Here is a 24,771-nt window from a genome sequence, read left to right as displayed (position 1 = left end):
TAGCACGACAGCACACCGTGCATGTTGACCGCGTAACGATTGAGCAGTTGTGTTTCCATGATCGTGCCCCGTTAGCTATGAAGTGGCATGGTATTACTTGTTTGGTTCCGGCTCGTCCGGCTTAGGGTTTACCATAATATGAATTACATTTTCATCTTCACTAACTCGAGAACCTCACCATGGACATTCTCCTGCAAGTCGCAGTCATTCTTATATGCCTGTTCTATGGCGCGCGCAAAGGTGGCGTCGCGCTCGGTCTGCTCGGCGGTATCGGCATTGTCATCATGACCTTTGTGTTCGGGCTCAAGCCCGGCAAGCCGCCCGTGGATGTGATGCTGACCATCATCTCCGTGGTGGCTGCCTCGGCTACGCTGCAAGCCTCCGGCGGGCTGGAAGTGCTGCTCAAGGGCGCTGAAAAAATGCTGCGCCGCAACCCCAAATACGTCTCGATCCTGGCGCCGTTCACCACCTGCTTTTTGACTATTCTGTGTGGTACCGGCCACGTGGTCTACACCATGCTGCCCATCATTTACGACATTGCCATCAAGAACAACATCCGGCCCGAGCGCCCGATGGCAGCATCATCCATCTCCAGCCAGATGGGTATCCTGGCCAGTCCAGTCTCGGTGGCGGTGGTGGCCTTGGTGGCCTTTCTGGCCAAGGCGCCGGTGGATGGGCATGTCATTGACTTCGTCCAGGTGCTGTCCATCACCATTCCCTCCACGCTGGCCGGTGTGCTGTTGATCGGTATCTTCAGCTGGTTCCGCGGCAAGGACCTGGACGATGACCCGGAATTCCAAAAACGCATTGCCGACCCCGAGCAGCGCGAGATCATCTATGGCGAAAGCGCCTCATTGATGGGCAAAATCCTCACCAGGGATCAATGGACAGCCATGTGGATTTTCCTGGGCTCCATTGCCATCGTGGCCTGTCTGGGCGCCTTTCCAGCCCTGCGACCGCTGGTAGGCGGCAAGCCGCTGTCGATGGTGCTCACCATTCAGATGTTCATGCTGTTGGCCGGTGCCTTGATGATCATCTTTACCAAGACCGATCCCTCCATCATTGGCAAGACCGAAGTGTTTCGCGCCGGCATGATTGCCGTGGTAGCGGTGTTTGGTATCGCATGGATGGCCGACACCGTGTTTGAAGCACACCTGCCAGAACTCAAGGAAGCGCTGACCGAGCTGGTTAAAACGCAACCCTGGACCTACGCCATCGCTTTGCTGCTGGTGTCCAAATTGGTCAACTCGCAAGCCGCTGCCATCAGTGCCATGGTGCCGGTCGGGCTCGCCATTGGCGTACCACCGGGCTACATCGTCGCTTTTGCCGCGGCCTCTTATGGTTACTACATCTTGCCGACCTACCCGAGTGATCTGGCCGCGATCCAGTTTGACCGCTCAGGCACCACCCGCATCGGCAAATATGTGATCAACCACAGCTTCATCTTGCCCGGACTGATCGGTGTCTCCACCTCCTGCCTGGTGGGCTATTTGCTGGCCTCTGCCTACGGCTTGATCTGAGGCCTGCCACGGGACCAACGGCCCACTGCCGTGGGCCCCGGTCTGGGCCTGCGCTGGCCGCGCGACGGCGAACCGGGCCGTGTCAAAATCAATTGACGCAACGCCACAGACCCAGACCATGACCCCACTGCACATTTCAACCCAGTTCGACTCCGGCGCCATCGAGGTGCTGAGTCTGGCGGACCCGCAAGATATTCAACTCCATATCCGCCGCGACAACGCCAGTGACTTTGCGCAGTGGTTTCATTTTTCATTGCAAGGCGCGGCCGGTGTGGCTTTGAGCGTGCGTTTTCTCAACGCGGGTCAATCGGCCTATCCCAAGGGCTGGGAGGCTTACCGGGTGGTGGCCAGTTATGACCGCCAGCGCTGGTTTCGCATCGACACCCAATTTGACGGGCAGGTTCTGTCATTTGACTTCACGCCCGAGACGCAATGCATCTATTTTGCTTACTTTGAACCTTATTCCTTTGAGCGTCATCTGGATTTGATCGCCTCGGTGGCGCGCTGTGGGCACGTCACGCAAGAGCGACTGGGCGGCACGCTGGACGGTCGCGACATGACGCTGCTGCACATCACCGACGCCACCGCTGCAACGTCGCTGGCGCAGAAAAAGAAAGTCTGGCTGATTGCGCGCCAGCATCCCGGTGAAGCCATGGCCGAGTGGTTTGTCGAGGGTCTTCTGCAGCGTTTGCTTGACCCTGCTGATCCGGTGGCGCGCGTGCTGCTCGACAAGTGTGTCTTTTGCGTGGTGCCGAACATGAACCCCGATGGCGCCGTGCGTGGCAATTTGCGCACCAATGCGGCGGGTGCCAACCTGAACCGGGAGTGGGCTGCGCCCTGCCTGGAAAAGTCGCCCGAAGTGTTTCTGGTGCGCCAGAAGATGCAACAGGTGGGCGTTGATCTGTGTCTGGATGCCCATGGTGATGAGGCTTTGCCTTACAACTTTGTGGCTGGCTGCGAAGGCAACCCTGGTTACACGCCCCGACTTGAAACGCTGGAAAACAGCTTCAAAGCGGCGTGGCTCGCCACCTGCCCCGATTTCCAGACCGCGCAAGGCTACGGCCAAACGCCGAGCGGGCAGGCCAACCCGACGCTGGCGACGAATTGGGTCGGGCAGAACTTTGATTGCCTGGCCCTCACCATCGAGATGCCGTTCAAGGACAACGCCAATCTGCCCGATGCCGGGGTCGGCTGGAATGGCGAACGCTCCAAAAAGCTCGGCGCCAGCGTGCTGCTGCCGGTGCTGGCTGTGGTCGATCAATTGCGCTGATTTTTGACCGGCTTCGCTGGGCGCCTTGTCTTGACAGGAGACAGGTCCATGGTGCCGCGCCGGCAGCCCCAGCGTCATCTTAAACAGCTATAGAATTAGTAGCCTATTAGCCTTATCTGACGGGGGCTATAGCCATTTTTAATATAAACTTTCGAGCAGTCATCCGGAGCCGCTGATGGGCAAAATAATTCTCGAAAAAACAGGTCTGAGCCCGCTTGGCGTGGTCATCCGGCTGGTGCTGGTGGTCATCGCGGCTGAGGTGTTTATCCATCTGGGCATGAACGTTGTTTTGGAGTCGATGCCGGGCAGCAAGGCAAGCGATTCCTTGTGGGCGGTGGCCGCCGTCATGGCTTTGATTCTGATCAAAGTACCCGCTCTTTATCTGCTGGTGTTTCTTCCCTTGCAGGATCAACAAATTGCGCTGGCGCAGCACAACCACGACCAGCAGCGGGCCCTGGTCCTGTTGCGCCAGGAAGACGCGCTGCGACTGGAGCGGGCACGCCAGGAGCTTGAAAATCGCGAACACATGATTCAGATCGAAAGGCTTTCGGCCCTGGGCACCATGGTGGGTGGTGTGGCCCATGAGATCAACAATCCCTTGATGGGTGTCATGAATTACGTTGAGCACGCCAGAGACAAAGCGAGCGACGTCAGTTCGAAAGAGGTGCTGAACAAGGCGCTGCACGAAATTGACCGGATCAAGAAGATCGTATCCAACATGCTGATATTCGTTCGACCTGACGCAGGCCAGCAAGAACGCTGTGACCTGCCACCAACGGTTAACAAGACCGTTGACTTGCTCCAAAGTGAGCTGACAAAAAATGCCGTGCAGGTTCGGATTGATTTGCCGCCAGACCTGCCGCCCATCCAATGCAGCGCGGGCAGCCTGCAACAAGTGCTGGTGAATTTGCTGCTCAACGCCCGCGATGCGATGGCCGGGCAGACCCAGCAGCGCATCACCATCAGCGCCCGGCTTGAAGGCAGCCAGGTCATCCTGTCCGTCTGTGACAACGGGCCCGGCATCCCCGATGAAATTCGCGAAAAAATCTTTGACCCCTTCTTTACCACCAAGCCGGTTGGCAAAGGCACGGGTCTGGGTCTGTCGGTATCCAGGCATCTGATGCAGGAGGTGGGTGGGAGCATCAGTACCGACAACTTGCCGGAGTCAGGCTGCTGTTTCCGGCTAACATTCAGCCCAAAATAAACACGTTGGAATGAGACAAGCACAATGACACAAACTATTCTGGTGATCGACGACGATGCGGCCGTGCGCGGCTCGTTCCAACTGGTGCTCGGCGAGATCGGCTGTGTGGTGCGCGTGGCCGAAGACGGTCTGCAAGGCATCGCCATGGCCAAAGAACAACGTCCGGATTTGATTTTTCTGGACCTGAAAATGCCCGGGATTGATGGGGTTGAGACCATGCGCCGTCTGCTGGCCATGGACCCCACGTTCAACATCTACGTCGTCACTGCCTTCTCGCAGGAGTATCTTGACGATTTAAAGCAGGCACAAGCCGAAGGCATGACCTTTCAGTTGGCCAACAAGCCGCTGTCGTCCACCCAGATACGGCACATTGCACGCTCGGTGCGCAGCCTCAGCAATGTGAGCAAAGACAGCCACAGGATCTCGCTGACCCTGTATGTGGTGTCGGTCAACCCCGAGATTCAAAAAGTTGTCGATCAGCTCAGCAGCGTGTTGGCCGCCACGTACCGGGCGGGCTTTTGGGTGCTCAACGTGGTCGAGGTGCTGGGCATGCCTGAAAAAGCCCTGGAAAAGGATGTCTTCGCCACCCCGATGCTGGTGCGCGAGGTGCCGGAGCCGGTGCTCAAACTGCTGGGCGATCTGTCGCGCATGCATTCGGTGCTGTCGGCCATCACGGCCGAAAATGGGCACGGCGCGGGCACCGTTGTCTTGTAAGGGGCAACTGCCCGGTTCACTGGCGCAGCCAGAAGCGTTGCCATGACAGAAAATCTGATCAACTTTCAATTGATTCTCACCACCATCAGCGATGGCATTGTGGTGGTGGATCAGCACGGCGTGGTGCTTTATGCCAATGAAAGCGCCGAACGCCTGTTCGAGCGTGGCGAGATTGTGGGTAAATATCTGGCCGTGCCGATCCACGCCGGCGAAACCCGTCAAGACATCAACCTGATTCGCCCCAGTGGCATTGGCTGGGCCGAGTTGCGCTCGGCCCCCATCACCTGGGACAAACAACCGGCTTACGTGATTTGTGTGCGCGACATCACCGAGCGCAAGACGGCGGACCTTGGATTGCATCTGGCCGACACGGTGTTTGACAGCACCCGTGAAGGGCTGATGGTGACCGATAGCGCGCAGCGCATCGTGCGCATCAACCCCGCGTTCTCTGAGATCACCGGGTACAGCGCGGCTGACGTTCTTGGCCAAACGCCGGCGCTGCTGCGCTCGGGTCGGCATGAGAGCGCGTTTTACGCGGCGATGTGGGACAGCATCAACATCAGCGGGCATTGGCAGGGTGAAGTCTGGAATCGCCGCAAAAACAGCGAGATTTATCCGCAGTTGATCAGCATCGACGTGATCAGGGACCACACCGGCAGGGTCTGCAATTACGTGGCGGTGTTGACCGACCTGTCCAAACTGCGCAGTTCGCAGCTGGAGCTCGATTTCCTGGCCCACCACGACCCCTTGACGCGCCTGCCGAACCGCTTGTTGCTGTTGTCACGGCTGCAGCACGGCATTGAGCTGGCGCAGCGCGACGGCACGCATCTGGCGCTGCTGATGCTTGATCTGGATCGTTTCAAGGACATCAACGACAGTTTTGGTCATCTGGTGGGTGATGAGTTATTGCAGCTGGTGGCGACCCGGCTGGTCAAGCAGGTGCGCACCATCGACACGGTCGGCCGCTTTGGCGGCGACGAATTTTCGGTGTTGATGGAAGACGTGGACGGGGCCGAACAGGCGGCGCGGGTGGCCAATGACATCATCCGTGTCTTGAGCGAGCCCTATGGCTTGTCCAGCGGCGTTGAAGTGCGCATTGGGGCGAGTGTGGGCATCAGTATTTATCCGGACAACGGCCTCACGCCCGAGTTGATGCTGCAACAGGCCGATAGCGCGCTGTACCAGGCCAAAACAGAGGGGCGCGGCCGGTTTGCGTATTTTTCCGAGAGCCTGACCCATGCCGCGCGTGCGCGCATCGACATTGAAGTGCGTTTGCGCCGCGCCATCACGCAGGGCGAACTGCGCGTGTATTACCAGCCGCAAGTGGACATCCCCAGCGGCCGCATCGTCGGTGCCGAAGCCTTGGTGCGCTGGCAGTGCCCGATCGAAGGCCTGGTACCGCCGGCGCGCTTCATCACCATCGCGGAGGCGACCGGTTTGATCGGCGAAATCGATGACTGGGTGTTGCGCGAAACCTGTCAGCAAGGTCAGCGCTGGCGCGCGGCGGGCCTGCCCGCGCTCACCCTGGCGGTCAACCTCTCGGCCTACCAGTTTTTGCAAGGTGACATCAGCCAGACCGTGGCCCGGGTGCTGCGTGATACCGGCTATCCGGCGGCGTTTTTGGAGCTGGAGCTGACCGAAAGCGCCCTGATGCAGCGCGAAGCCCAGGCCATCCATCTGCTCGACCGGCTCAAGGCTCTCGGTGTGCGCCTGGCGATTGACGACTTTGGCACCGGCTACTCGTCGCTGGCTTATCTCAAGCTGTTTCCCCTGGATGTGCTGAAAATCGACAAGCGCTTTATTGACGATATTCCGGCGCACCGCGACGACATGGAAATCGTCACGGCCATCATTGCCATGGCGCACAGCTTGCGCCTGAAAGTGCTGGCCGAGGGGGTGGAAAACAAAGAGCAGCTGGCCTATCTGGAAACCCAGGGCTGCGACCAGTTCCAGGGTTATCTGACCAGCCGCCCCGTGCCCGCTGCAGAATTTGAGAAATTATTCCTGAGCGGGCGCTAAGCGCCATCAGGCGAAGTACTGCGCCACAAACGCTTCAAAACTGCCTTGCTCTGCGGCATCGATCTTTTGCTGCGCTTGCAGCGAGTCTTTCACACTGGTGACAAACTTGGCCGTGGTGGCCGCATCCAGCGCCTCGGCCTGCAAGGCCTGGGTGTGCTGCCGGGCCATTTGCATGCCAAAGTTGAAAAACCCCCCTTGTGTCCGGGCGGCTTCCAGCACCTGCGCCGATGGCGTGCTGTCGGGCTGGTCAATGCGCGTGCGCAAACCCTGCATGGTGCTGCTGTAGCGCTGGCCACCGTAGGCCGCGTCCAGCATGTCGGCAAAAGGCTGCATGTCGTCAAACAGTTCATGCGCCAGCGAGCGAAACGGCTGTTCGCGGTTGTGCACCAGCAGCTGCAGACCGGGTTGACGGCCGTGGTTGACGATGCGGTGCTTGTTCTCGTCGTTTTCGCTTTGCTCGCGGCTGGTGATGGGCGGGCTGTCGCGAAACAGACACATCAGCAACAGCACGTCGGCAAAGATGCTTTGCTCCGGGGCGATGCCGATGTCGATAAACGGATTGAGGTCGAACAGGCGCATCTCGATGTACTCAACGCCGTCCCGTTGCAAGGCCTTGGCCGGGCGATCATGGCCCACGCGCTTGGGCCGGATGCCAGCGTAGTACTCGCTTTCGGTTTGCAGCAGATTGGCGTTGAGTTGCTTCCAGTGTTCGCCGTCGCGCACGCCAAGCTGTTCATAGTAGGGGTCGGGTGTGCGAATGGCGGCTTCCAGTGCCTGCGTGTACTCGGCCAGTGAATTGACGCTGACGTGCAGGTTGGCCTGGGCCCGATTCTGGTAGCCCAGGTCGCTCATGCGCAAGCTTGTGGCGTACGGCCCGTAGCGGGTGCCCGGCACCAGTTCCGGCAAATCCGAAGGGTGTCCTCGCAGAAACGATTCGCAGATGGCGGGGGAGGCGCCAAACAGGTAGGGAATCAGCCAGCCAAAACGCAGAAAATTTCGGATCAGGCCGAAATAACGCTCGCTGATAAACGCCTGGCCGCTGCTCCCGGTGCTGCAGCAGTCTTGCAGCGCCAGCCAGAAATCAGCCGGCAGGGACCAGTTGTAATGCGCACCGGCAATGGTCTGCATCTGGCGGCCGTAGCGCAGGCCCAGCCCCTCGCGGTAGACGTATTTGAAGCGGGCGGCATTGGAGCTGCCGTAGTCGGCAATCGGGATGGCCTGATCCGTACTCAACACACAGGGCATGGAGCCCGCCCACAGGTATTCGCCTTGCAACTGCTGCGCGCTGTAGCGATGGATGTCGCGCAGGAACTGCAGTGGAAACGCCGGGTCTTGCGATGGTGGCGTGATGAATTCCAGCAGCGCCTCGGAATAATCGGTCGTGATCCAGGGGTGCGTCAGCTTGGAGCCGAGTGTGAGTGGATGCGGGGTTTGGGCCAGCGTGCCGCTGCGGTCAACGCGCAGGCACTCACGCTCGTAGCCGCGCGTGATGCCGCGCAGCAGCGGCGCGGCAGCGTGCTCAGAAAATTGCTTGACTGCATCGCAGCAGGTGAACTTCAACATGGACTCTGGTTTCCTCTATAAAACGGCAGGCAGTATGGCAGTTTTTTTGGACTCAATGCCTGCAAACCTGCCGAGAATCTGCCGGCAGTGCGCGCGCCAGGGCTCACTTCGGCAAGGTCTTGAGTATGTCCGCAATAAACGCGCAGGCGTCAAACTGGCCTCGCTTGAAGGTCCAGCCCAAACGCACGATGACCGCCGCGCGTGAGGGCACCACGGCGACCACCTGGCCCCAGTGGCCGCTCATGGACAGGGTGTCGGCCGGCAGACCACGCCCCCGGCATTCGCCTGCCACTGGGTCGCCAACGCGCCAGGTCTGCGCGCCGTAGCCGAGGCCTTCGCCTTGCGCTGTTGACGGCCTGGCGGCGCGTTGGAGCCAGCCCGGTGGCAGCACCTGGGTGTCGCCCCAGTGGCCATCGTTGAGCATCAGCTGACCCAGGCGGCCCCAGTCGCCCGCACTGGCCCACAGGTAAGACGAGCCGACCCAATTGCCGTCAGTATCGGTTTCCAGCACGGCGCTGGTGGCGCCAATCGGTTCAAACAGGGCATGAGCCGGGTAGGCCCAATAGTCGGCGTCGCGGGTGAAGCGTCCCCGTGCCACGCCAGACAGCAGATTGGCCGTGGCACTCAGGTAACGCCAGCGCGCGCCGGGCGGCGCTTGTGCCGCAGACGCGGCAGCAAACGCGGCCACGTTGTTGGGTTGTCCCCACAACATATGGGGCACCGAACCCCAGGGTTGGTAGTCTTCCGTGCTGGCCAGGCCGTCGCGCATATACAGCAGGTCCGACACCTTGATGCGCTTGCGGCCATCCGTGCGCCAGGGGGCGACCCAGGCCGGCTCGCGCGCTGGCGGGAAGGCGTCCACCACCGGCGAGTCCAGCGACAGATGCGTGTCGGCGGCGAGCTTGTGCATCAGCATGCCGGTGACCGTCTTGGTCATCGACCAGCCGTGCAAGGGCGTCTGGCTGGAGAAGCCCGGCGCGGTGCGCAGCACGAGCAGGCGCCCCTTGTGAATAATCGCCACACCGCGGGCATTGGCAGCGTTTGGATCGCCTGCGCCGGCAAAGGCTTCGTCAACTGTCGTCTGTAGCGCGAGCGCATCGACGCCTGGGCTCCATTGCGCAACGGGCAGCGCCGCCTCTCCCTGTGGCCACGGTTTGTCGGCATCCGGCTTGGCGGGCATTGCCGCCGCTGTGGAGGCGCTGGTCGGCGTCACATTCAGCACACAACCCCGGTGCGGCATCAGCACGGCCTGGCGGGCAAACAGACCGGCGAACCTGGCGGTCACGCTGCGGGCATTTTCATCGACCGCGATGCTGATCAGGCTGAGTACCGGGCTGGCGGGCAGCACATCATCGGCCAGCATCTTTTGCCACGGGCGTCCGGCCACAAAGGCGGCGGAACAGACACCCTTGGCGGCCATGCCGGCCGCATTTTGCGGGATGCCCAGGTACAGCAGGGCCACGATGGCAAGCGTCATCAAGGCAAGCAGCAGGCCTGAGCCTATCTGCAAACCGCGTTTGATCCAGCCCGATGCTTGCGCCATAAGAGTTCCTGTTGGCCCTGAAATGCTCTCACTCTACCCGAAGCGCCAGACCGTGGACAATAGCCTCATGTCCTATTTGCCTGCCTTCATTGCCCCCGCCAGTTTCACCGACCCAGCCGCCGCGCTGGCCCGGGTCCGTGAAATTTATGACACCAACATCACCCACTTGCGTGAGGCCATGCAGCGCTTCGTGGCCGGTGACGACCTGCCCGGCCATGTGCGCGCCTGCTACCCGTTTGTGCGGGTCCAGACCGACACCGTCTCGCGCCTGCATTCGCCCGAGAGTGCCCGCCTGAGTTTTGGTTTTGTGGCCGGTCCGGGCCGCTTTGAGACCACTTTGAGCCGCCCTGATCTGTACGCCGACTACTACCTGGAGCAATTCACGCTGCTGCTGAAAAACCACCAGGTGGAGCTGGAAGTCGGCACCAGCACACAGCCGATCCCGGTGCATTTTTCGTTCGCGGAGAACGACCACATCGAAGGCACCTTGACGCCGCAACGCCGCCAGTTGATGCGTGACGTGTTCGATTTGCCCGACCTGGCCGCCATGGATGACAGCATTTCCAACGGCACTTATGAGCCGCATCCGGGTGAGCCGCAACCCTTGTCGCTGTTCACCGCGCCACGGGTGGACTATTCGCTGCACCGCCTGCGCCACTACACCGGCACCGCGCCCGAGCATTTCCAGAACTTTGTGCTGTTCACCAATTACCAGTTCTACATTGACGAATTTGTGCGCCTGGGGCAAGAGGAAATGGCCAACCCGGCGAGCGAATACATCGCGTTCGTGGAACCCGGCAACGTGGTCACGCGCCGCGCTGGAACCGCACCGGCCGCAGAAGACGAGCTGGGCAAGGTGCCGCCACGGCTGCCGCAAATGCCGGGCTACCACCTGGTGCGCGCCGACCGCAGCGGCATCAGCATGGTCAACATCGGCGTCGGCCCGGCCAACGCCAAGACCATCACCGACCACATTGCCGTGTTGCGCCCGCACGCCTGGATCATGCTCGGCCACTGCGCCGGCCTGCGCAACACGCAGCAGTTGGGCGACTACGTGCTGGCACACGGCTATGTGCGTGAAGACCATGTGCTGGACGAGGAGCTGCCCTTGTGGGTGCCGATTCCGGCGCTGGCCGAAATTCAGGTGGCGCTGGAAGCCGCCGTGTCGCAGGTGACGCAGCTCAAGGGTCCGGAGCTCAAACGCATCATGCGCACCGGTACCGTGGCCTCCACCGACAACCGCAACTGGGAACTGCTGCCTGACAACGGTCCGCAGCGCCGCTTCAGCCAGAGCCGCGCCGTGGCGCTGGACATGGAAAGTGCCACCATCGCCGCCAATGGTTTCAGGTTCCGCGTGCCCTACGGCACCTTGCTGTGCGTGAGCGACAAGCCGCTGCACGGCGAGATCAAGCTGCCCGGCATGGCAAACCATTTTTACCGCGAACGGGTGGATCAGCATCTGCGCATTGGCATGCGGGCCATCGAGCTGCTGCGCGAGCAGGGCGTGGACCAGTTGCACAGCCGCAAGCTGCGCAGCTTTGCCGAGGTGGCGTTCCAGTGATGGCCACACAAATTTTTAGTACTGAAAAGGGATCAAGCCGCGCTTGAGAGGGGTGAGATCATGAGCGTCACCACACGAGGGCACTGAGCTTTGGTGACCTCCCTGCACGACGAGCGACTGGATACGGTGGTGCGCGAACTGCTGGGTAGCGGCGCGACCAGCGTCCTTGACCTGGGCTGCGGACCGGGTGAGCTGCTGCTGCGCCTGCGTGGACACGCGCAGTTTGCGCGGCTGTTGGGTATCGACATCGACGAGCGCGCGCTGGCCGATGCGCGTTTTGCGCTGGGCCTGGACTGGCTGCGACCCGACCCACGGCTGAGCGTGCGCTTGGGCTCGTTCGAGGAGGTGGATCGCGAGCTCATTGGCTTCGACGCCGCCGTGATGCTGGAAACCATTGAGCACATTGACCCTGGCCACCTGCCCCGGGTGGAGCGCGCGGTGTTTGCCACTATGCACCCGCGCCTGGTGCTGGTGACCACCCCCAACCAGGAATACAACCTGCTGCACGGCATGGCAGCCGGGCGCAAACGCCACCCGGGCCACCACTTTGAGTGGACCCGCGCGCAGTTTCAGCATTGGGCGGGTGGCGTGGCCCAGCGCCACGACTACACGGTCAGCTTTACCGACCTCGGCCCGCCCGACCCGGCGCGGGGGAGCTCCACCCAGATGGCATGCTTCATGGTCAAGGACGCGCCGTGACGGGCAGCGGCAGAGCCCCCGGATGGCCGTGGAATTTTATGAAAAATACGGCTCTAGCCCCCGTTGTATAAGCGTGAGCAGCTATTAATTAGATAGCAAAGAACTCACGCTGCGTGTGGCTTCACCTTGGAGGCGCCCAGCTTGCATTGACGTGGGCCTGTTCGACAGCCGGCAGTTGAAGGGGCGCAATTTGTCCTGTCAGTGTGATCGAGCCGCAGCGGAAGGCGACAGCTCAGACAATGAGCCGCGAATGCGGTTGATCAGCGCGGTGTGCTGCTCCACATCGCCCTGGCGGGCACGATGCACGAACAGTCGCGATTGCTGCGGCATCCGCCGCGTCGTTCTTGCCGCGTTTTCCGCTCATGCGGTAAGGTGCAACAAACTTGGGGGCCATCAGGCGAATGGAGTGGTCAAATTTGATGAACTCGCGGGTCTACAAGTTCAGCTTTACCCGACTCATTTACGCCATGCACGGCAAAAACGTTCTTGGCGAGATCGATTCCGATAGTGATAATGGCCATGATTTTCCCTCTCAGGTGAGTTGATGAAAACGAAGTTTCAGTACAGACTAACTTGTACTCAAGTTACGTGGGAGCTAAAAGTTTGATCTCTCCATCGTGGCACGTTGATGCCGTAAACCGCAACTCGAAAGACGCGCGGCTCGCATGGGACGGGGAAGTCCCTTTCATTCGTTGGGCGTCGGGAGCATCATCGTCGGGGCGCGAGCCGAAAGGGGTCAAGTCATGTCGAACGTGATTGCAGAGGTCGCCACCGAGGTCTTGCAAGCCTTTGCCGATGCGTGGAATCGCCACGATGTCGATGCCCTCATGTCGTTCATGAGTGATGACTGTGTTTTTGAAGCCTCTGCAGGTCCAGACGTCTGCGGCACCCGGTACGCGGGCCGTGAGGCAGTGCGGGCCGCCTTCGCTGAAGTCTGGACGACCTTTCCCGATGCTCACTGGGGCAGCGCCCGCCATTTTGTCCATGGAGACAGAGGAGTTTCCGAGTGGATATTCACGGGAACGCGGGCGGACGGCACTCGCGTCGAAGTCCATGGTTGTGATCTGTTCACCTTTCGAGACGGCAAGATCGCGCTGAAAAACTCCTACCGCAAGAACCGTCCGCCTCTTGGTAGCCCAAAGCGCTGAGTCCGCTTGTGCGCCTGACCTCATGACGCCCACCCCCTCCATCGAGCGGACGTCTTCGAGCGGGCTTCGCCAGCCCGAATCTGTCGCTCATGTCGAACATTAGGCGGCACCAACCACCGCAGCACCCGTGAAAGGCGTCAAATGGAGCCAATCGAAATCCGCTCAGACTCAAGGCGCAGACTGCTCGCCGCCAGCCCGTCCGAGGTCTTCGCCGCAATGAGCGATCCCACTCGCGTTGCCAGATGGTGGGGTCCGACTGGATTCACCAACACGATTCAGCAGTTTGAATTCAAGTCCGGTGGAACGTGGCTCTTAACGATGCACGGACCGGATGGCAAGGACTATCCAAATGAAAGCCGTTTCACGCGTATCGTCGACGATCAAGTCTTCGAGATCGAGCATCTCAACGGGCATCACTTCTTGCTCACCATAGAGCTGGCGCCGATTCATGGCGGCACGGAGGTGACGTGGCGACAGACCTTCGACACCCGAGAGCACTACGAGCGAATCGCCGAGTTCGTGGCTTCGGCCAATGAGCAGAATCTCGACCGCCTTGCCGCTGAGGTTCAGAATGGAAAGAGTGCCGCCTAGCCATTCCTATATGGACTTCCCGCCAACGGCGGTCCGCTTGAGTCGAACGTTAACCGAAATGCCTTCTGGCGATTCCACCCGAGTTTGGTTCCCTGAAGTGCTTGACGAGTTGCAGAAGCAGTGGAGCAAGGCGCTTAGTTGGGAGGCCTGTGCCGATCACCAACAACCTGGCCGAGCAGGCGCTGCGCATGGCGAAGGTGAAGCAAAAGATATCGGGCTGCTTTGGAACTGAGCACGGCGTCGATACGTTCTTCACCATCCGCTCGCACTTGGCAACCATGAACAAGCAAAAGGCCAAGCTGTTTGCCTGCTTGGTCAGCGTGTTTAACCGCCAGACAATTCAGCCTCGCTTCGCTACTTGAGCTGAGTAGTTACCTAAATTTATGATAAATCAGGCTCTAGCCCCCGTCTAATAAGCCTGAGTAGCTATCAATTAAATAGCAAAAAACTCACGCTGCGCGCGGCTTGACCTTCGACGCTGCCAGCTTGGCATTGACTCGCGCTTGCTCAACGTCGGTATGCGCGGCCAGCGCCACGCCCATGCGGCGCTTGACAAAGCTCTCGGGCTTGCCAAACAGGCGCAAGTCGGTGCCGGGCACGCGCAGGGCTTCGTCCACGCCATCAAACACAATGCCTTTGGCATCAACGCCGCCGTAGATCACGGCGCTGGCACCGGGGTTGCGCAGCGCGGTGTTCACCGGCAGGCCCAAAATGGCGCGGGCGTGCAGTTCAAATTCGCTTTGCCACTGGGTGGTGAGCGTTACCAGGCCGGTGTCGTGCGGACGCGGGCTGACTTCGCTGAACCAGACCTGCTCGCCCTTGACGAACAGCTCCACGCCAAAAATCCCGAGGCCCGAGGCTTGACCGTCCACAGCGATGCCCAGGTCATCCGTCACCGTCTTGGCAATGTGGCGCGCTCTTTCCAGGGCCGCCGGGTGCATCGGGTGCGGCTGCCAGCTTTCCACATAGTCGCCGTTGACCTGCACATGGCCCACGGGTTCGCAAAAATGGGTTTCGATCTGGCCATTGGCACCCTTGGCGCGCACCGTGAGCAGGGTGATCTCGTAGTCAAAGTCAATGAAGCCCTCGACGATGACGCGGCCATGGCTGACGCGGCCACCGGCCATGGCGTAGTCCCAGGCTTTTCGTACTTCGGCTGGGCCACTGATTTTGCTTTGCCCCTTGCCCGATGAGCTCATCACCGGTTTGACGATGCAGGGGTAGCCAATGCCGCCTTCGATGGCGGCTTGCAGTTCCTCAAAGGAGTCGCAAAACTGGTACGGGCTGGTGGGCAAGCCCAGCGTTTCAGCCGCCAGGCGGCGAATGCCTTCGCGGTCCATGGTCAGGCGCGCGGCGCGCGCGGTGGGGATGACGCGCACCACGCCGGTGGCTTCCAGCACTTCGAGCATCGGGGTGGCAATGGCTTCAATCTCGGGCACCACCAGGTCGGGCTTTTCCGCCTGGATCAAGGCCTTGAGCAGCGCCGGGTCGCTCATGGTGATGGTGCGGGCGTGGTGCGCCACCTGCTGGCCGGGCGCGTGGTTGTAGCGGTCCACCGCAATGGTTTCCACCCCCAGACGCTGCAGCGCAATGATCACTTCCTTGCCGAGTTCGCCGCTGCCGAGCAGCATGACTTTGGTGGCGTGGTGGGAGAGTGGCGTGCCGAGTGTGGTCATGAGGTTTGCGCGTTGCCGCGTCCGATTGAATGGGGAAAAATATCTTTCATTTTATGAAGGGAAGGCACGAACATCATCGGAGATTTTTCTATGCAAAATCACCATCGTATGGTAAATTTGCAATGATGTTAGACAGAAAAGCCTTTGGAATCGTCCGTCAAGCTTTGTCTCACCAAGCCGCTGTAGCGCTGATGGGCCCACGTCAGGTGGGCAAGACCACGCTTGCGCTGATGGTGGGCCAAGCCCAAGGCGCCTTGTATCTTGACCTGGAAGACATTGCCGAGCGTGACAAGCTGAGCAACGCCGCCGCCTTTTTGTCGGCCTACGAAGACCGGCTGGTGATTCTGGACGAAATCCACCGGGTGCCAGACCTGTTTTTGACCTTGCGCGGTTTGATTGACCAAGGGCGACGCAAAGGCTTGCGCACGGGCAGGTTTTTGTTGTTGGGTTCGGCATCGCTCGACTTGATGCGCCAAAGCGGCGAAAGCCTGGCTGGGCGCATCAGTTACGTGGACATGACACCTTTAACCGTGTCTGAAGTGCCCCCTGAGGTCACTGAGAAATTGTGGGTGCGTGGTGGTTTTCCCGATAGTTTTTTGGCATCTGATGAGCAGCAATCTTTGAGCTGGCGCAAAGACTTGCTGCGCACTTACCTTGAGCGCGATGTGCCGATGTTTGGCTCACGCGTGCCCGCTGAAACCCTGCGCCGCTTTTGGACCATGCTGGCCCATAACCAGGGCACATTGATCAATGCGTCAAGGCTGGCAGCGGGTCTTGAGGTGAGCAGCCAGACGGTCAGCCGTTACACCGATCTATTGGTCGATTTGCTGCTGGTGCGCCGCCTGCAGCCCTACCATGTCAATGTAGGCAAACGTTTGGTGAAGTCCCCCAAGGTGTACATCCGCGACACGGGTTTGCTGCATGCGCTGCTGAATATTGCAGACAGGGATTCCTTGCTGGGGCACCCGGTGGTGGGGGCGAGCTGGGAGGGGTTTGTGATTGAAAACCTGATCAACGCGGCGCCCGTGTTAAGCGTCCCAGGCTTTTACCGCACGTCCGGCGGGGCCGAGATTGATCTGGTGCTGGAGCTGCCGGGCGGTGAGCGCTGGGCGATTGAAGTCAAACGCAGCCGCGCCGCCAAACCTGGCCGGGGCTTTTATGAAGCCTGCGAAGACATCAAACCCGCCAAGCGCTTTGTGGTTCACGCGGGTTCAGAACGTTTTCCCATCAGTGAAGACGTGCAGGCGATTGGGCTGCGGGAGTTGGCAGACAACTTGTCTCAATTGGGCTGACCGTGCAAGCGGCCAGACCTGCCAAGCTCAGCGACAATTCCGCCCATGAGTGAATCCATCCTTTCTGTCCAACATCTGGTCAAGCGCTACGCTGACACCACGGTGGTGAGCGACATGTCTTTTGAAATCGCGCCGGGCGAGTGCCTGGGCGTGATCGGTCCCAACGGCGCGGGCAAAACCACCACCATCCGCATGTGTCTGGGCCTGACCGTGCCCGATGAGGGGCTGGTCACCGCATTTGGCCTGCACATGCCGCGCGACGCGCTGGCCATCAAGGCGCAGCTGGGCGTGGTGAGCCAGATGGACACGCTCGACCCCGACTTTTCGTGTGCCGAGAACCTGCTGGTCTATGGCCGCTACTTCGGATTGAGAGACGCGCAAATCCGTGAACGCGTGCCGGCGCTGCTGCAGTTTGCTTCTCTGACCCACAAGGCGAACGCCAAACCGGGTGAGCTCTCGGGCGGCATGAAGCGACGCCTGAGTCTGGCGCGTGCGCTGGTCAACAACCCGCGCCTGTTGCTGCTGGACGAGCCCACCACCGGGCTGGACCCGCAGGCGCGCCACCTGATGTGGGAGCGCCTGCAGTTGTTGCTGGCTGAAGGCAAATCGATCTTGCTGACCACGCACTTCATGGACGAGGCCGAGCGACTGTGCAACCGGCTGCTGGTAGTGGACCATGGCAAGAAGATTGCCGAAGGGGCGCCGCGCGATTTGATTGCCCAGTATCTGGAGCCCGACGTGGTCGAGGTCTTTGGCGCAGGCGCACTGACGCTGGCGGATTCGCCACTCAAAGCCCTGGCGGCGCGCACGGAGGTGAGTGGCGAGACGGTGTTTTTCTATACGCTTGACGCCAAACCGCTGCTGCAAGCCCTGGCCGCTTACCCGCAGTTGCGTACGCTGCACCGCCCGGCCAATCTGGAGGATTTGTTTCTCAAACTCACCGGCCGCCAGATCAGGGAGGAGGCATGAGTACTCAAATGAACACCCCAGTCCATCAATCAGTCTGGCGCGCGCCCGAACTCTCAATGCGCTGGTGGCCGGTATTCCTGCGCAATTTGCTGGTCTGGCGCAAGCTGGCCATTCCCAGTCTGGTGGGCAATATCGCCGAACCCCTGATGTGGCTGGTCGCTTTTGGCTACGGCATGGGCGCGCTGGTCGGCAAGGTCAGCGTCGACGGCACGCCGGTGCCCTACATCCTGTTTCTGGCCAGCGGCTCGATCTGCATGAGCGCCATGCAGGCGGCCAGTTTTGAGGCGCTGTACTCGGCGTTTTCGCGCATGCATGTGCAAAAAACCTGGGACGGCATCATGAATGCACCGGTGAACCTGGACGACATCGTGCTGGCCGAGATGCTGTGGGCGGCGTTCAAGGCGCTGTTCACCGTGACGGCCATTCTGGGCGTGATGCTGGCCCTGGGCATCAGCTATTCACCCAAACTGCTGGTGGCGTGGCCGGTGCTGCTGGGCGTGGGCATCACCTTCAGTTGTATTGCGCTGATTTTCAACGCGTTAGCCAAGGGCTACGACTTTTTCACCTACTACTTCACGCTGTTTCTGACACCCATGATGTTCCTGAGCGGCATCTTTTTCCCGCTGGAGCAATTGCCTGTGGTGGTGCGCACGATATCGAGCTGGCTGCCGCTGACCAACGCCGTCGAACTGGTGCGCCCCCTGTTCATGGACCAGTGGCCGACGCATGTCTTGCGTCATGTGCTGGTGCTGGTGGTGTACACGGTGGCTGGCTTCTGGATCGCGCTGGCGCTGACGCGCAAGCGGTTTCGGGGCTAGGGCGGCTGCCCGGCCTGGCGTGTTTCGGGGGCGATCAAGCAAAAATCCGTTATGCTTCACACCCCAAGCAATGCCTGCGGTGATCCCGTGGGCATTGCTGCATTGTTGGCTCAGCGTGCGGTTACCCGACCGGCTTTTTGAGCTGAATTTACAGACTATCTAATGCAGGACACAATCTTGCAAGGAGACCTACCGATGCCCAAACGCGAAACCCTTCATCTGCATGTGCCGGAGCCCACCGGGCGACCTGGCCATGACACCGATTTTTCTTATCTTCCCCTCTCAGCTGCCGGTTCCAAACGCCGCCCCCCGGTGGATGTGGCGGCCGCTCAAACCAGTGATCTGGCCTTTGCGCTGATCCGCGTGCTCGATGACGCGGGCCAGGCGGTGGGACCCTGGGCGCCGCACGTTGATGTGGCGCTGTTGCGCCGGGGTTTGCGCGCCATGATGCTCACGCGTGCCTTCGATGCCCGCATGCTGATCGCGCAGCGGCAGAAAAAAATGTCGTTCTACATGCAGTGCCTGGGTGAAGAAGCCATTGCCACCGCCCACGCGCTGGCGCTGGGCGAGGGTGACATGTGCTTTCCGACCTACCGCCAGCAAGGCCTGCTGCTGGCGCGCGAAGACAACAACATGGTGGACATGATCTGCCAGCTCTATTCAAATGAGCGCGACCCGATGAAGGGGCGCCAGCTGCCGGTGATGTATTCGAGCAAAAAGCAAGGCTTCTTCTCGATCTCGGGTAATCTGGCGACGCAGGTGATTCAGGCGGTGGGCTGGGCCATGGCCTCGGCCATCAAGGGTGATGACAAGGTGGCCTCGGCCTGGATCGGCGACGGCGCCACCGCCGAAGCTGACTTTCACACCGGCCTGACCTTTGCCCATGTGTACCGGGCGCCGGTCATTCTCAACGTGGTCAACAACCAGTGGGCGATTTCCACCTTTCAGGCCATCGCCGGGGGCGAAGGCACCACCTTTGCCGCGCGCGGTGTTGGCAGTGGCATTGCCTCGCTGCGCGTTGATGGCAATGATTTTCTGGCCGCCTATGCCGCCTCCCAATGGGCGCTGGAGCGTGCGCGCAGCAACTTTGGCCCGACGCTGATTGAGTGGGTGACCTACCGCGCCGGACCGCACTCCACGTCGGACGACCCCAGCAAGTACCGCCCGGCCAACGACGCGGCACGCTTTCCGCTGGGCGACCCGATTGCGCGCCTCAAGCAGCATCTGATCAAACTCGGTGCCTGGTCGGATGCCGAGCACGAAGCGGCGCAAAAAGAGCTCGAAGCGCGGGTCGCAGCGGCGCAGAAAGAGGCCGAGCGCTACGGCACCCTGGCCGACGGCCGCCCGCAACGCCTGGAAGCGATGTTTGAAGACGTTTACAAAGACATGCCCGCGCACTTGCGCGCGCAGCGCGAAGAGTTGGGAGCTTGATCATGACGGACAACAACATTCCCGACAAAACGCCGATGACCATGATCCAGGCGCTGCGCTCCGCCATGGATGTGATGCTGGCGCGTGACAGCAACGTGGTCGTGTATGGCCAGGACGTGGGCTATTTTGGCGGCGTGTTCCGCTGCACCGAAGGTCTGCAGCAGAAATACGGCAACCAGCGCGTGTTTGATGCCCCCATTTCCGAGGGCGGCATCGTCGGCACGGCCGTTGGCATGGCCGCCTACGGCCTGCGCCCGGTGGTTGAGATTCAATTTGCCGACTATGTTTACCCCGCCACCGACCAGATCGTGTCGGAGGCGGCGCGCTTGCGTTACCGCTCGGCCGGTGACTTTACCTGCCCGATGACCATCCGCATGCCGTGTGGCGGCGGCATCTACGGCGGGCAAACCCACAGCCAGAGCCCGGAGGCCATGTTCACCCAGGTCTGCGGCCTGCGCACCGTGATGCCGTCCAATCCGTATGACGCCAAAGGGCTGCTGATTGCCTCGATCGAGAACGACGACCCGGTTATTTTTCTGGAGCCCAAGCGGCTCTACAACGGCCCGTTTGATGGCCACCACGAGAAGCCGGTGGTGCCCTGGTCCAAACACCCGTTGGGCCTGGTGCCCGAGGGTTACTACACCGTGCCGCTGGACTCGGCGGCGGTCGTGCGGCCGGGGTCGGCGCTGACCGTGATCGCTTACGGCACCATGGTCTATGTGGCCGAAGCGGCGGCGAACGAGAGCGGGGTGGACGCTGAAATCATCGATCTGCGCAGCCTGTGGCCGCTGGACCTCGACACCTTGGTGGCCTCGGTCAAAAAGACCGGCCGCTGCGTGATCGTGCATGAGGCGACCCGCACCAACGGGCTGGGCGCTGAACTCTCAAGCCTGATTCAGGAACATTGTTTTTACCACCTGCAAGCCCCGATCGAGCGTGTGGCGGGCTGGGACACGCCTTACCCGCACGCGCAGGAGTGGGCGTATTTCCCCGGGCCAGCGCGGGTTGCAGCGGCATTCAAACGTGTGATGGAGGCCTGAGATGAGCATTCAAACGATCAAGATGCCCGATATTGGCGAAGGCATTGCCGAAGTCGAACTGGTGGTCTGGCACGTGAAGGTGGGCGACGTGGTCGCCGAGGACCAGATCCTGGCCGACGTGATGACCGACAAAGCCACGGTCGAAATCCCGTCCTCGGTGGCGGGCACCGTGGTGTCGCTCAACGTCACGGCAGGGCAGGTGGTGGCGGTGGGCACCGAGATCATCCACATTGAAGTGCAAGGTTCGGCTCAGCCCGCCGCCGATGCAGCGGTCGTACCAGCGCCCGCGCCAGCAGCTGCTGTGGCTGTGGCTGCACCCGCGGCTGCACCTGCCCCTGCGGCCAAAACCCCGGCACCAGCGCTGGCAACCGTCGCCGTGCCCCAACCTGCGCCGACCGCGACAGCACCGGTTGCCCGACCCCGTGGCGCCTTGTCCATTGCCGCCCCCGCGGTGCGGCGGCAGGCCTGGGAACTGGGTATTGACCTGGGCACCATCACAGGCACCGGCCCGGCCGGGCGCATCACGCAAGACGATCTGGATGCCCACGCCAAGCGTGGCGGGCACGCATCCGAGCGGGCCCGGGCCGATCAGCGCTACGCGCAACGCGACGGCGAAGAGGCCATCCCCGTGATTGGCCTGCGCCGCAAGATCGCGCAAAAAATGCAGGAGGCGAAACGCCGCATTCCGCATTTCACCTATGTCGAAGAAATCGACGTGACGGAACTCGAAGACCTGCGGGCGCGCTTGAACACCCAATACGGCGCCACGCGGGGCCGCCTGACCCTGTTGCCGTTTTTGATCCGCGCCATGGTGCTGGCGGTGCGTGAGCACCCCGAGGTGAACGCCCGTTATGACGACGATGCCGGTGTGGTCACCCGTTATTCGGCCGTGCATCTGGGCATGGCCACCCAGACCAGCAACGGCCTGATGGTGCCGGTGATCCGCCACGCCGAAACGCTGGACCTGTGGGCCACAGCAAGCGCCGTGCTGCGCGCCAGCGAAGCCGCCCGCAGCGGCAAGGCCGCGCGCGAGGATTTGAGCGGCTCCACCATCACCCTGACCAGCCTGGGCGCGCTGGGGGGTATTGTCAGCACCCCGGTGATCAACCACCCCGAAGTGGGCATTGTGGGCACCAACCGCATCGTTGAGCGGCCCATGATCAGAGGTGGGCTGGTGGTGGCGCGCAAGATGATGAACCTGTCGTCATCGTTCGACCACCGGGTGGTGGACGGCATGTACGCGGCCGAATTCATCCAAAAAATGCGCGGCTACCTGGAATGCCCGGGCACGCTGCTGGTGGCGTAGCTGACGGCACGATAACAAGCACGGGGCAACGCCGCGTCAGACTGACTGAGTTGAACAGCAGCAGATTGCCGCCGACACGCAAGCGCCCCTAAAAAAGCCCCGCCAGTCGGTTTGACTGCGGGGCTTTTTGCGCTTGGATTGCTACTATTTAAGTAGCATATAACCCAGTAGTGACGGGGGCTAGAGCCTTGTTTCTTATATAAGAATCACACCAGCAAGGCATTCACCCGTCTCACATAAGCCGCGGGGTCAGCGGGCAGGCCGCCTTCGGCCAGCAAGGCCTGGTCGAACAGGATGTGCGCCAGGTCGTTGAAGTGCACCGAGCCATCGAGCTTTTTCACCAGCGGGTGCTCGGCGTTGACTTCCAGCACCGGTTTGACGTCCGGTGCGGCCTGACCCGCTTGCTTGAGCATACGCGCCAGTTGGGTGCTCATGCCGTGGTCTTGCACCACCAGGCAGGCGGGCGAGTCGACCAGCCGGGTCGTCACGCGCACGTCTTCGGCTTTGTCTTTGAGCGCTTCTTTCAGCTTGGCCAGCAAGGGCTTGAAGGTTTCAGCCGCTTCTTCAGCCGCTTTCTTCTCGGCCTCGTCTTGCAACTTGCCCAGGTCGACCGCGCCCTTGGCCACGGACTGCAGCGGCGTGCCGTCAAAGTCCTGCAGGTAGTTCAGCGCCCATTCGTCCACGCGATCGGTCATCAAGAGCACTTCAATGCCCTTTTTCTTGAACACTTCGAGTTGCGGGCTGTTCTTGGCCGCCGCCGGGGTATCGGCGGTGATGTAGTAGATGGCTTCCTGGCCTTCCTTCATGCGCGCCTTGTAGTCGGCAAAACTGACGCTCACAGTGTCGGTGCTGCTGCTGGCAAAACGCAAGAGCTTGGCCAGACGGTCCTTGTTGGCATAGTCCTCGCCCAGGCCTTCTTTCAGCACGGCGCCAAATTCAGCGTAGAACTTGCTGTACTTGCCTTCGTTGGCCTTGTCTTCTTCACTCAAGACATCGGAAACCCCTGCGGTGGGGTCCGTCCCGCCGTCGGCAGAAGGTGCCGGCAGCTTGTCGTGTTTGGCCAGATCTTCCAGCATGCCCAGCACGCGTTTGGTGCAGCCTTCACGGATGGCTTTGACGTCGCGGCTTTCCTGCAGCAGCTCCCGGCTCACGTTCAGTGGCAGGTCCGCTGAATCGACCACGCCCTTGACAAAGCGCAGGTAGGTGGGTAAGAGCGCCTCGGCGTCGTCCATGATGAAAACCCGCTTGACATAGAGTTTCACACCCGCAGACTTCTCGCGGTTGAACAAGTCCATCGGCGCTTTGCTGGGCAGGTAGAGCAGTTGCGTGTATTCGGTGCTGCCTTCGACCCGGTTGTGGGTGTAGGCCAGCGGCGCCTCAAAATCATGGCTGATCTGTTTGTAGAACTCCGTGTACTGCTCAGGCGTGATGTCTTTCTTGGCGCGCGCCCAGATGGCGTTGCCCTTGTTGACGGTTTCCCACTCGCCGGTCTTGACCATGCCGCCGGGCTGGCGGCCGCCTTTTTCGTCACTCGGGTTGATCAGTTCGCCATCTTTCCATTCTTCTTTTTCCATCAGAATGGGCAGGCTGATGTGGTCTGAATACTTGTTGATGATGCTCTTGAGCTTCCAGGCGCTGCAATAGTCCATGGCGTCGTCGCGCAGGTGCAGGATGACGCTGGTGCCGCGTGCCGGGCGGTCTATGGTTTCAACTTCAAAGTCACCGGCGCCGCCGCTGATCCAGCGCACACCTTCAGTGGCTTTCATGCCAGCGCGGCGCGACTCGACCGTGATCTTGTCGGCAACGATAAAGCCGGAGTAAAAACCGACGCCGAACTGGCCAATGAGCTGCGAGTCGGCTTTTTGGTCGCCGCTGAGCTTGCTCACAAAATCTTTGGTGCCGCTCTTGGCAATGGTGCCCAGGTGGTCAATGGCTTCCTGTGCGCTCATGCCGATGCCGTTGTCGGAGATCGTGAGCGTTTTGGCCGCCGGGTCGAACGACACGCGCACTTCGAGGGTGGGCGCGTCTTCATACAGGCCGCTGTCGTTGATGGCCTCATAACGCAGCTTGTCGCAGGCGTCCGATGCGTTGGAGATCAACTCGCGCAGGAAAATCTCCTTGTTGGAGTACAGCGAATGGGTGACGAGGTGCAGCAACTGGGCCACTTCGGCCTGGAAGGAAAGGGTTTGTTTGGTCATTTTGGGTTCGAAGGTCTAACAAATGAAACCGGCGCCCTGGGATCGGCGCCGCCAACCTTCAATTATGGGCGATGCCCATCACTTTCAAGAGCTGTGAGTGGTGAAGGGTTCATCTAGTGTCGATTGCCGTGACGGCGACGACGGTGGCAGGCGCCATTGGCCGCGTCACCCTTGCGCACGGATTGAAAAGGCCGGGAGCAGGCGCCAGC

At 60.9% G+C, this 24,771-nt stretch carries 20 protein-coding genes and 1 pseudogene; 16 read left to right on the top strand and 5 right to left on the bottom strand.

From position 1 onward, the window contains the following. Nucleotides 1-179 precede the first annotated feature (179 nt). The 5 genes from WA157_RS15745 (at nt 180) to WA157_RS15725 (ending at nt 6,727) form a co-directional block, all read left to right on the top strand. Nucleotides 180-1,520: an anaerobic C4-dicarboxylate transporter gene (locus tag WA157_RS15745; protein WP_422621865.1), complete on the top strand. Its 1,341-nt coding sequence runs from the start codon at nt 180-182 to the stop codon at nt 1,518-1,520. Nucleotides 1,521-1,638: 118 nt separating this feature from the next. After that, nucleotides 1,639-2,790 (top strand): M14 family metallopeptidase, encoded by a 1,152-nt coding sequence (locus WA157_RS15740; protein ID WP_422621864.1) that lies wholly within the window; start codon nt 1,639-1,641, stop codon nt 2,788-2,790. Between the two features lie 175 nt (nt 2,791-2,965). Continuing rightward, the gene (locus WA157_RS15735; protein WP_422621863.1) at nt 2,966-3,994 is read left to right on the top strand and encodes a sensor histidine kinase; all 1,029 of its coding nucleotides are present in this window, start codon (nt 2,966-2,968) and stop codon (nt 3,992-3,994) included. Between the two features lie 24 nt (nt 3,995-4,018). Further along, nucleotides 4,019-4,708, top strand: a complete 690-nt coding sequence (locus WA157_RS15730) for a response regulator (protein ID WP_422621862.1) — start codon at nt 4,019-4,021, stop codon at nt 4,706-4,708. A 42-nt stretch (nt 4,709-4,750) separates the two neighbouring features. Then, nucleotides 4,751-6,727: a putative bifunctional diguanylate cyclase/phosphodiesterase gene (locus tag WA157_RS15725; protein WP_422621861.1), complete on the top strand. Its 1,977-nt coding sequence runs from the start codon at nt 4,751-4,753 to the stop codon at nt 6,725-6,727. Nucleotides 6,728-6,733: 6 nt separating this feature from the next. Here the strand turns inward: WA157_RS15725 and gshA are convergent, their stop codons facing one another. After that, nucleotides 6,734-8,290: a glutamate--cysteine ligase gene (gene gshA, locus WA157_RS15720; RefSeq protein WP_422621860.1), complete on the bottom strand. Its 1,557-nt coding sequence runs from the start codon at nt 8,288-8,290 to the stop codon at nt 6,734-6,736. A 103-nt stretch (nt 8,291-8,393) separates the two neighbouring features. Next, nucleotides 8,394-9,833: a serine hydrolase domain-containing protein gene (locus WA157_RS15715; RefSeq protein WP_422621859.1), complete on the bottom strand. Its 1,440-nt coding sequence runs from the start codon at nt 9,831-9,833 to the stop codon at nt 8,394-8,396. 67 nt (nt 9,834-9,900) lie between these two features. Here WA157_RS15715 and WA157_RS15710 point away from each other — a divergent pair, with 67 nt between their 5' ends. Both WA157_RS15710 and WA157_RS15705 read left to right on the top strand, forming a co-directional pair. Beyond that, nucleotides 9,901-11,394 (top strand): AMP nucleosidase, encoded by a 1,494-nt coding sequence (locus WA157_RS15710; RefSeq protein ID WP_422621858.1) that lies wholly within the window; start codon nt 9,901-9,903, stop codon nt 11,392-11,394. Nucleotides 11,395-11,487: 93 nt separating this feature from the next. Then, nucleotides 11,488-12,093: a methyltransferase domain-containing protein gene (locus WA157_RS15705; RefSeq protein WP_422621857.1), complete on the top strand. Its 606-nt coding sequence runs from the start codon at nt 11,488-11,490 to the stop codon at nt 12,091-12,093. A gap of 231 nt (nt 12,094-12,324) precedes the next feature. On the opposite strand, the pseudogene WA157_RS15700 reads toward WA157_RS15705, so the two are convergent. Further along, nucleotides 12,325-12,614, bottom strand: a pseudogene (locus WA157_RS15700) (IS110 family transposase); the annotation flags it as partial. Nucleotides 12,615-12,836: 222 nt separating this feature from the next. Here WA157_RS15700 and WA157_RS15695 point away from each other — a divergent pair. From WA157_RS15695 to WA157_RS15685, 3 genes are all read left to right on the top strand, one after another. Next, nucleotides 12,837-13,241 (top strand): nuclear transport factor 2 family protein, encoded by a 405-nt coding sequence (locus WA157_RS15695; RefSeq protein ID WP_422621856.1) that lies wholly within the window; start codon nt 12,837-12,839, stop codon nt 13,239-13,241. A gap of 141 nt (nt 13,242-13,382) precedes the next feature. Beyond that, nucleotides 13,383-13,832, top strand: coding sequence for an SRPBCC family protein (locus tag WA157_RS15690; protein ID WP_422621855.1), 450 nt, complete (start codon nt 13,383-13,385; stop codon nt 13,830-13,832). Between the two features lie 149 nt (nt 13,833-13,981). Then, complete coding sequence (locus WA157_RS15685) at nt 13,982-14,194, top strand: IS66 family transposase (RefSeq protein WP_422621854.1); 213 nt, start codon at nt 13,982-13,984, stop codon at nt 14,192-14,194. A gap of 87 nt (nt 14,195-14,281) precedes the next feature. Here the strand turns inward: WA157_RS15685 and purT are convergent, their stop codons facing one another. Beyond that, nucleotides 14,282-15,508, bottom strand: coding sequence for a formate-dependent phosphoribosylglycinamide formyltransferase (purT, locus tag WA157_RS15680; protein ID WP_422621853.1), 1,227 nt, complete (start codon nt 15,506-15,508; stop codon nt 14,282-14,284). Nucleotides 15,509-15,630: 122 nt separating this feature from the next. On the opposite strand from purT, the gene WA157_RS15675 reads away from it, so the two are divergent. The 6 genes from WA157_RS15675 to WA157_RS15650 all read left to right on the top strand — a co-directional run bounded on the left by WA157_RS15675 (nt 15,631) and on the right by WA157_RS15650 (nt 22,364). Next, nucleotides 15,631-16,800, top strand: coding sequence for an ATP-binding protein (locus tag WA157_RS15675; RefSeq protein WP_422621852.1), 1,170 nt, complete (start codon nt 15,631-15,633; stop codon nt 16,798-16,800). Between the two features lie 45 nt (nt 16,801-16,845). Next, on the top strand, nt 16,846-17,769 hold the full coding sequence (locus WA157_RS15670) for an ATP-binding cassette domain-containing protein (RefSeq protein WP_422621851.1): 924 nt from the start codon (nt 16,846-16,848) through the stop codon (nt 17,767-17,769). An 8-nt stretch (nt 17,770-17,777) separates the two neighbouring features. After that, nucleotides 17,778-18,587 carry an ABC transporter permease gene (locus tag WA157_RS15665; protein ID WP_422621850.1) on the top strand — a complete coding sequence of 270 codons (810 nt, stop codon included), beginning with the start codon at nt 17,778-17,780 and terminating at the stop codon, nt 18,585-18,587. A gap of 195 nt (nt 18,588-18,782) precedes the next feature. Further along, complete coding sequence (locus WA157_RS15660) at nt 18,783-20,018, top strand: 3-methyl-2-oxobutanoate dehydrogenase (2-methylpropanoyl-transferring) subunit alpha (RefSeq protein WP_422621849.1); 1,236 nt, start codon at nt 18,783-18,785, stop codon at nt 20,016-20,018. A gap of 2 nt (nt 20,019-20,020) precedes the next feature. After that, a complete protein-coding gene (locus tag WA157_RS15655; RefSeq protein ID WP_422621848.1) occupies nt 20,021-21,058 on the top strand; it encodes an alpha-ketoacid dehydrogenase subunit beta in 1,038 nt (345 codons plus the stop codon). 1 nt (nt 21,059) lies between these two features. Then, complete coding sequence (locus WA157_RS15650; protein WP_422621847.1) at nt 21,060-22,364, top strand: dihydrolipoamide acetyltransferase family protein; 1,305 nt, start codon at nt 21,060-21,062, stop codon at nt 22,362-22,364. A 206-nt stretch (nt 22,365-22,570) separates the two neighbouring features. Here the strand turns inward: WA157_RS15650 and htpG are convergent, their stop codons facing one another. Then, nucleotides 22,571-24,562, bottom strand: coding sequence for a molecular chaperone HtpG (gene htpG / locus WA157_RS15645; protein ID WP_422621846.1), 1,992 nt, complete (start codon nt 24,560-24,562; stop codon nt 22,571-22,573). Nucleotides 24,563-24,771: the final 209 nt, after the last annotated feature.

The organism is Rhodoferax ferrireducens (genome assembly GCF_049302455.1).
GTDB lineage: Bacteria > Pseudomonadota > Gammaproteobacteria > Burkholderiales > Burkholderiaceae_C > Rhodoferax > Rhodoferax ferrireducens_B.
This window is presented reverse-complemented; position numbering and strand designations above follow the sequence as displayed.